The sequence below is a fragment of the Marinobacter sp. L-80 genome (assembly GCF_056859395.1).
This window is the reverse complement of sequence record NZ_JBSXOI010000034.1, coordinates 1-7,244: the sequence shown is the minus strand read 5'-3', so window position 1 is coordinate 7,244 and position 7,244 is coordinate 1. Positions and strand designations below refer to the sequence as shown.

Annotated in this window: 6 protein-coding genes; 4 read left to right on the top strand and 2 right to left on the bottom strand. The window is 54.7% G+C overall.

The features are described from left to right. Positions 1 to 69 precede the first annotated feature (69 nt). Both AC13E3_RS01630 and AC13E3_RS01625 read right to left on the bottom strand, forming a co-directional pair. A complete protein-coding gene (locus AC13E3_RS01630) occupies positions 70 to 468 on the bottom strand; it encodes an IS3 family transposase (protein WP_482901645.1) in 399 nt (132 codons plus the stop codon). 53 nt (positions 469 to 521) lie between these two features. Further along, positions 522 to 827, bottom strand: coding sequence for an IS3 family transposase (locus AC13E3_RS01625; RefSeq protein ID WP_011784511.1), 306 nt, complete (start codon positions 825 to 827; stop codon positions 522 to 524). Between the two features lie 695 nt (positions 828 to 1,522). On the opposite strand from AC13E3_RS01625, the gene hsdR reads away from it, so the two are divergent. The 4 genes from hsdR to AC13E3_RS01605 form a co-directional block, all read left to right on the top strand. Then, positions 1,523 to 3,952, top strand: coding sequence for an EcoAI/FtnUII family type I restriction enzme subunit R (gene hsdR / locus AC13E3_RS01620; RefSeq protein WP_482901644.1), 2,430 nt, complete (start codon positions 1,523 to 1,525; stop codon positions 3,950 to 3,952). A gap of 51 nt (positions 3,953 to 4,003) precedes the next feature. Continuing rightward, positions 4,004 to 5,500 (top strand): type I restriction-modification system subunit M, encoded by a 1,497-nt coding sequence (locus AC13E3_RS01615; protein WP_482901643.1) that lies wholly within the window; start codon positions 4,004 to 4,006, stop codon positions 5,498 to 5,500. 50 nt (positions 5,501 to 5,550) lie between these two features. After that, entirely contained in the window at positions 5,551 to 6,735 is a 1,185-nt protein-coding gene (locus AC13E3_RS01610; RefSeq protein WP_482901642.1) for a restriction endonuclease subunit S, read from the top strand. An 89-nt stretch (positions 6,736 to 6,824) separates the two neighbouring features. Then, the coding region (locus AC13E3_RS01605; protein WP_482901641.1) for a transposase at positions 6,825 to 7,244 on the top strand (420 nt) is incomplete at its 3' end.

The following is a 7,244-nucleotide window of genomic DNA, read 5'->3' as shown; positions in this document are numbered from 1 at the left end:
ACTGCCGCTCAGGCTCACCACCCTCACAGTAGGTGGGATTGGTTCGTTACTTCCTCATGAAGCACCGGTTCAATATTCCAGATAGACTCGTGGTCCATTTGAGCTTCCATGCTCGCCCTGGACTCCGGGCACACGATAGGTTATATCTCCAGTCCATACTTGATTGGGCTCCTCTACGTCGAACTCCCGGTCAAGGAGATTCGGAATATCCAGGTGTGGCTGATCGGCCTTCTTGTAAACGTGGCTTGGCGGCTGCGTACTGACCAGCCCCAACTGCTTCATCCGTCGGCTGGCACGGTAACGGCTCAGCGGTATTCCGGCCTGTGTCACCATGCTGGCAATGGTTCTTGCCCCGGCTGAACCCTGGCTGGCCTCGTGTGCCTCGATAACCTGCTCCTGGAGCTCTTGCTCAGCCTCACAGGGCGTTCGATCCCTGTTACGCCATGCCCGGTAACTACTGCGATGCACCCCAAACACCTGACACAGGCGCTGCACCGCATAGCTCTCTTCAAGTCGCTCGATTATCGAGAATTGCTCAGGGAGTCCGACATCAAGAGAGCGGTAGCCTTTTTTAAGATTTCCTTTTCTTCATCCGCCCGACGAAGGCGGCGCTTCAGTTCCTGAATTTCACGCTGCTCTGTGGTCAGGGCCTCGCCTCTGGGTGCCTTGCCAGCCCGCTCGGAACGAAGTTTACGAACCCAGTACTCCATGGTGGATTTGCCAACACCCATGGCATCGCAGGCAGCTTTCACTGTGTATCCCTGGTCGACCACCAATTGAGCAGCCTCCAAACGGAATTCCGGACTGAAGTTTCTAGTTTTCGCCATCGTCTTCACCTGATTCATTATGTGAGTGATCATACACTCAAAATCAGGTGGCCAGATTTACTATGCCACTACACCAAATGCCTGCCTTACTGGATGCTTACGCCTCCGCTATCGCCCACATACTTCAAAAACATCCAAGTGGTGGGCCTCCGAACAAACCAAAATTGAGGCAATGGTGGGGCTAATCCGTAACTCCTGCCATGTAGCCTCAGATTTCCAACGTGCATATCAAGGGTAGTCAATGTTTATCAAGGATAATCAATCATCGTTATAAACAAACGGGCTTCCTGTACGATTCTACGGGAGGCCTGTGCACATCAAGGGCAATCAAGGCCGGAAGACTAACGTAATAACAGCGCAAATGCAGCGAGAGGGAGCGCCCCATGAATTCAATGATTATTCTCTACCGAGCACTAAACAACGACCAACCTTTGATGGCCCAAAAGACCCAATTCGAGACATTATCGTCCGGCTGCCGCCTCTACAACTTGTTGGCGTTCCGAGTAGCCAGATGCAAGCCCAGGGTCGAAGCAAGGCACCTGATGCGTTGAAGTAAAAGAGGGGCAATCGCTACGGGAGCAAAGCCCCGCTGCAGCACACAAGCTTTCAGCAACCTATCGAGTTAGGCTACTCTGACAGCACAAAATATTTCAGCCTCAATTAGTTGCAAACAGGAAGTAACGGGCGGCGAGCACATGGACAAGAAAAAGCTCACAGAACGAGACATTTGCAGCAAGTTCATAAATCCTGCTCTGGATAAAGCAGGCTGGAACATGCACAGCCAGGTACGAGAGGAAGTGTCGTTCACCGCTGGGCGCATCATTGTGCGTGGCAGGCTGCACACCCGTGGCAAACGTCGCCGGGCGGACTACGTTCTCAGCTACAAGAAGAACATGCCCATTGCCATCATTGAGGCCAAGGACAACAACCACAGCCTGGGCGATGGTATGCAGCAGGCATTGGCCTACAGCGACGCCCTGGATGCCCCCTTCGTATTCAGCAGCAACGGCGATGGCTTCCTGTTCCACGACCGCACCGGACTCTTCGGCCAGACTGAAACCACCCTGAGCCTCGACGAATTCCCCTCCCCGGAAACCCTCTGGGAGCTCTACTGCCAGTACAAAGGCATCCACCAGAACGCCCTGCAAACGGTCGAACAGCCTTACTATGATGATGGAAGTGGGCGAACGCCCCGGTATTACCAAACCGTAGCCATCAACCGAACGGTAGAGGCCGTAGCCCGCGGTCAGAACCGCATCCTGCTGGTAATGGCTACCGGCACTGGCAAAACCTTCACTGCCTTCCAGATAATCTGGCGGCTCTGGAAGTCCAAGCAAAAGAAACGCATCCTGTTCCTGGCCGACCGAAACATTTTGGTAGACCAGACCAAGAACAATGATTTCAAGCCCTTCGGCCAGGCCATGACCAAGGTCACCAACCGAACAGTAGACCCGTCCTACGAGATTTACCTGTCGCTCTATCAGGCCGTCACCGGCAGCGAGGACGAGCAGAACATCTACAAACAGTTCTCCCCGGACTTCTTCGACCTGGTGGTTATAGACGAGTGCCACCGCGGTAGCGCCTCTGTAGACTCCGCCTGGCGCCGGATTCTGGAATACTTCTCGGCGGCCACCCACATCGGCCTGACGGCCACACCGAAGGAAACCAAGGAAGTCTCCAACATCGACTACTTCGGCGAGCCGGTTTACACCTACTCCCTGAAGCAAGGCATAGAAGACGGCTTCCTGGCCCCTTACAAAGTCGTGCGTATTGACCTTGACCGTGACCTGCAGGGCTGGCGTCCTAGCAAGGGCCAGACCGACAAGCACGGCGAGCTCATCGACGACCGCATTTACAACCAAAAGGACTTCGACCGGACTCTGGTTTTGGAAAAGCGAACCAAAGTCGTGGCGCAGAAGGTCACAGAGTTCCTAGACCAAACTGACCCTTACCAGAAAACCATCGTGTTCTGCGAAGACATCGACCACGCCGAGCGCATGCGCCAGGCCCTAATCAATTTGAACGCGACGCGGGTTAAAGAGAACCGCAAGTACGTGATGCGCATCACCGGTGACGAACAGGAAGGCAAGGCCGAGCTGGACAACTTTATCAATCCGGAAGAACGCTATCCGGTGATCGCCACCACCAGCAAACTGATGACCACCGGGGTAGATGCTCAGACCTGCAAGCTCATTGTTCTGGACCAGCGCATCCAGTCCATGACCGAGTTCAAGCAAATCATCGGCCGCGGCACCCGCATCAACGACGACTACAACAAACACTGGTTCACCATTCTAGATTTCAAAAAAGCTACCGAGCTGTTTGCAGACCCAGCGTTCGATGGCGACCCAGTAAAAGTCTATGAACCTGGAGCCGGAGACCCCGTTAACCCTGACGACGAAGATGCACCGGAGACTCCCGAGCCGGAGCACGGATGCGGTGAAGAGCCTGGGGGCTATGAAGCAGATCCCGAAGCGGCGTGGGAAACCGACGACCCGAAAGGCGGAGACACTGGTGGCCCGGGCGAAGGCGGCGGAACCGGCGGCCGAACCCGTTACGTTGTAGACAATGTTGAAGTGACCGTTATCGCCGAACGAGTCCAGTACCTAGGCCCGGACGGAAAGCTCATCACCGAGAGCCTGAAGGACTTCACTCGCAAGAAGGTGAAAGAGCAGTACGCCACCCTCACCGACTTCCTCAAGCATTGGAACCAGGCCGACCGCAAACAAGCCATCATCGAAGAACTGGCCGAGCAAGGCGTTATCTGGGACGACCTCATTAAGGATGTCAGCAAAAAGCTGGGCGCGGAACCAGATCCCTTCGATGTAATATGCCATATCGTCTACGACCAACCACCTCTCAGTCGAAAAGAGCGGGCTGAACAGGTGCGCAAGAATAACTACTTCAGTAAATACGAAGGCGCCAGCAGAGAGGTCCTGAGTGCTTTACTGGATAAATACACTGATTCAGGCATAGAGCCCGTCGAAGACGTCAAAGTGCTTACGCTGGCTCCTTTCAGCAAAATTGGAGCGCCAATGGAATTGCTCAACGCATTCGGCGGAAAGCCCGGCTACACAGAAGCCGTCAAAGAGCTCGAAGAAGCGCTCTACAAGCGGGTTCCTTAAAATTTCTAACCACCCTAAATACTTCTGCAAAAATTACGGACTTTCACACCCATGTCGATAAGCACCACCATCAAATCCATCCAGGACATTATGCGCAAAGACGTAGGCGTAGACGGCGACGCCCAGCGCATCGGCCAGTTGGTCTGGATGCTGTTCCTGAAAATATTCGACGATCGGGAACAGGAATGGGAAATGTTTTACGACAACTATCGCTCCCCCATTCCAGAACCCCTACGCTGGCGCAACTGGGCTGCCAACCCGGAAGGCATAACGGGCGAAGACCTCAAGGACTTCATCGACAACAAGCTTTTCCCGGGCCTGCAGAGCCTGGAGCCAGCCGGTGACGATTACCGGGGAGTGGTCATCCGCAACGTGTTCGAGGACGCCTACAACTACATGAAGTCTGGCCAGCTTATGCGCCAGGTCATCAATAAGCTGCAGGACGGTATCGACTTCAACAAATCCGCCGAGCGCCACGAGTTAGGAGACATGTACGAGCAGATCCTCAAAGACCTGCAAAGCGCTGGCAACGCCGGTGAGTTCTACACCCCCCGTGCCGTCACCCAGTTCATGGTGAACCGTGTGGACCCGAAGCTTGATGAAGTGGTGATGGACCCGGCCTGCGGCACAGGTGGTTTCCTAACCTGCACCATCGACCACAAACGCAAGCACTACGTCGAGACCCCGCAGGACGAGCAGACCCTGCAGAGAACCGTCAGAGGCGTTGAAAAGAAACCCCTGCCGCACCTGCTCGCTACTACCAACATGGTCCTGCACGGAATTGAGGTGCCAGACCAGATAAAGCACGACAACACGCTGGCCCGGCCGCTGATTGACTGGGGGCCGAAAGAAAGGGTGGACGTTATCGTGGCCAACCCGCCCTTCGGCGGCATGGAAGAAGACGGCATTGAAACCAACTTCCCTAGTGCCTTCCGCACTCGGGAAACCGCCGACCTGTTCATGACCCTGTTCATCCACCTGCTGCGCGACGGTGGCCGCGCAGCGGTGGTGCTCCCAGACGGCTTTCTGTTCGGCGAAGGCATGAAAACCCGCCTCAAAGAAAAACTGCTGGAAGAATGCAACCTGCACACCATCGTGCGCCTACCCAACGGCGTTTTTAACCCCTACACCGGCATCAAGACCAACCTCCTGTTCTTCAGCAAGGGTAAGCCGACGGAAACCGTCTGGTACTACGAACACCCCTACCCGGAGGGCTACAAGAGCTACAGCAAAACCAAACCCATGAAGTTCTCGGAGTTCCAGACCGAAATCGACTGGTGGGGCACCGAGGCCGACGGCTTCGTCAGCCGGGAGGAAACCGAGCAGGCCTGGAAAGTGTCCATCGACGACATCAAGGCCCGCAACTACAACCTGGACATCAAGAACCCCCATGAAGGGGAGCAGGTCAGCCACGACCCGGACGAACTGCTGGCTAAGTACGAACAGCAACAGACCGAAATCCAAGAAATCCGCCACCAGCTGCGGGATATTCTCGCTGATGCGCTTTCTCACAATAGCGATGAAAACACCGGTGGAGGTGCGGCGTGAGTTCGCGGGAGCTGATTACTGAGCACCTCGATTTGTGGACCGGGGCGGTTATGAAGAAGTCCGGCAGTGGTCGGGGGAGTAATGGCAAAACTGAGCTGACTGGGGTTAAGAAGCTTCGGGAGTTGATTCTCGGGTTGGCAGTGCGAGGAAAGCTTGTTGAACAGAACCCAACAGACGAGCCTGCCAGCAAACTCCTTGAACGCGTCAGAGCTGAAAAACTTCACTTGATAAAGCAGGGCGAGATTAAAAAGCGAAGGAAGCTCCCCGAACTATCAGAAATGACCAAACCCTTTAATTTGCCTTCTAGCTGGGAATGGAGTCAGCTGGAGGATCTTGGACGGGACTGGGGGCAGAAAACGCCAAAAGACGACTTTAGCTACATTGATGTCGCCTCTGTCGATAGCCTTCGAGGTGAAATCACTCAGCCCAGCATTCTCTCAGCTGAAGAGGCCCCATCTCGAGCAAGAAAAATCGTGAGTGAAGGAACGCTTATATACTCAACCGTTCGCCCCTACCTCCAGAATATCGCTGTAATCGAGAGCAAAATTGAGCCTGAGCCAATCGCCAGTACAGCATTCGCTATCCTCCACCCGCTCGCTGGAATGCCTGCACGTTTTTACCTTCACTATCTTCGAAGCCCGGCGTTCGTGAGATACGTTGAATCTGTGCAGACTGGCATCGCTTACCCAGCGATTAACGACAAACAGTTTTTCTCAGGCCTAGTGCCGGTTCCGCCGCTGGAAGAGCAACACCGCATCGTCCAAAAAGTCGATGAACTCATGGCCCTCTGCGACCGGCTGGAACAGCAAACCAGCGACCAGCTCGAAGCCCACGAAACCCTCGTGGACACCCTGCTCGGCACCCTCACCCAATCCGAAAATGCCACCGAACTGGCCGACAATTGGGCCCGTCTCGCCGCCCACTTCGACACCCTGTTCACCACCGAACAGAGCATCGACAAGCTTAAGCAGACTATCCTACAGCTGGCGGTGATGGGGCGATTGGTGGAGCAGGATACGGGGGATGAGTCTGCACAGGAGCTCATCACTAAGCTTTCCGCAGCAAAGACCGCTCTAATTAAGGATGGAAAGCTCAAAAAGTCTCGAAAACTCCCAGATATCACCGATGAAGAGGCTGGCCTTACATTACCGTCTGGCTGGCTGCTTATCAGGTTAGGCGACGCCTACGATGTTCGAGATGGAACTCATGATTCACCTAGCCCGGATTTCTCATGAAGAAGGTAGCATGAGGAAGGAAGAAGCGGCTTAAAGTGTTAGAATTCAAGTTCCTACACAAAAACCCACACTAAAAGCCGCTATCCAAAATGATACCTCAAAAACTGACCTTCTCGCCACTCTCCCGCCGCCAGATTGAAGCCGATTTCTCCGGAGGCCATATCACCTCGGATGCCGGTGTGTTGTTACTGCGCGAAGTCGACAAACAACACCGGTTAACCCAACGACTGGCCGAGACTCTGACCGACCAGCGGGATCCCCGGATGATTCGTCATGAGCTCAAGTCCCTGGTCCGGCAACGGGTCTACGGTGTGGCCGGTGGCTACGAAGATCTGAATGACCATGAAGCCCTGCGCTTTGATCAGGCGCTACAAACCGCCACGGGGAATGCCTCGACTCTGGCCGGCAAGTCCACGCTTTGTCGAATGGAGCAGGCGATGGATCGGCAAACCATTGTCAAAGCGCATGAGTTGCTCTGGCACCACTTTATCGAGCAGCATGAGAAGCCG

Excerpts from the sequence above, each read along its gene's own strand:
- AC13E3_RS01625 (WP_011784511.1), bottom strand. The coding sequence starts at position 827 with ATGGCGAAAACTAGAAACTTCAGTCCGGAATTCCGTTTGGAGGCTGCT.
- hsdR (WP_482901644.1), top strand. The coding sequence starts at position 1,523 with ATGGACAAGAAAAAGCTCACAGAACGAGACATTTGCAGCAAGTTCATA.
- AC13E3_RS01615 (WP_482901643.1), top strand. The coding sequence starts at position 4,004 with ATGTCGATAAGCACCACCATCAAATCCATCCAGGACATTATGCGCAAA.
- AC13E3_RS01610 (WP_482901642.1), top strand. The coding sequence starts at position 5,551 with ATGAAGAAGTCCGGCAGTGGTCGGGGGAGTAATGGCAAAACTGAGCTG.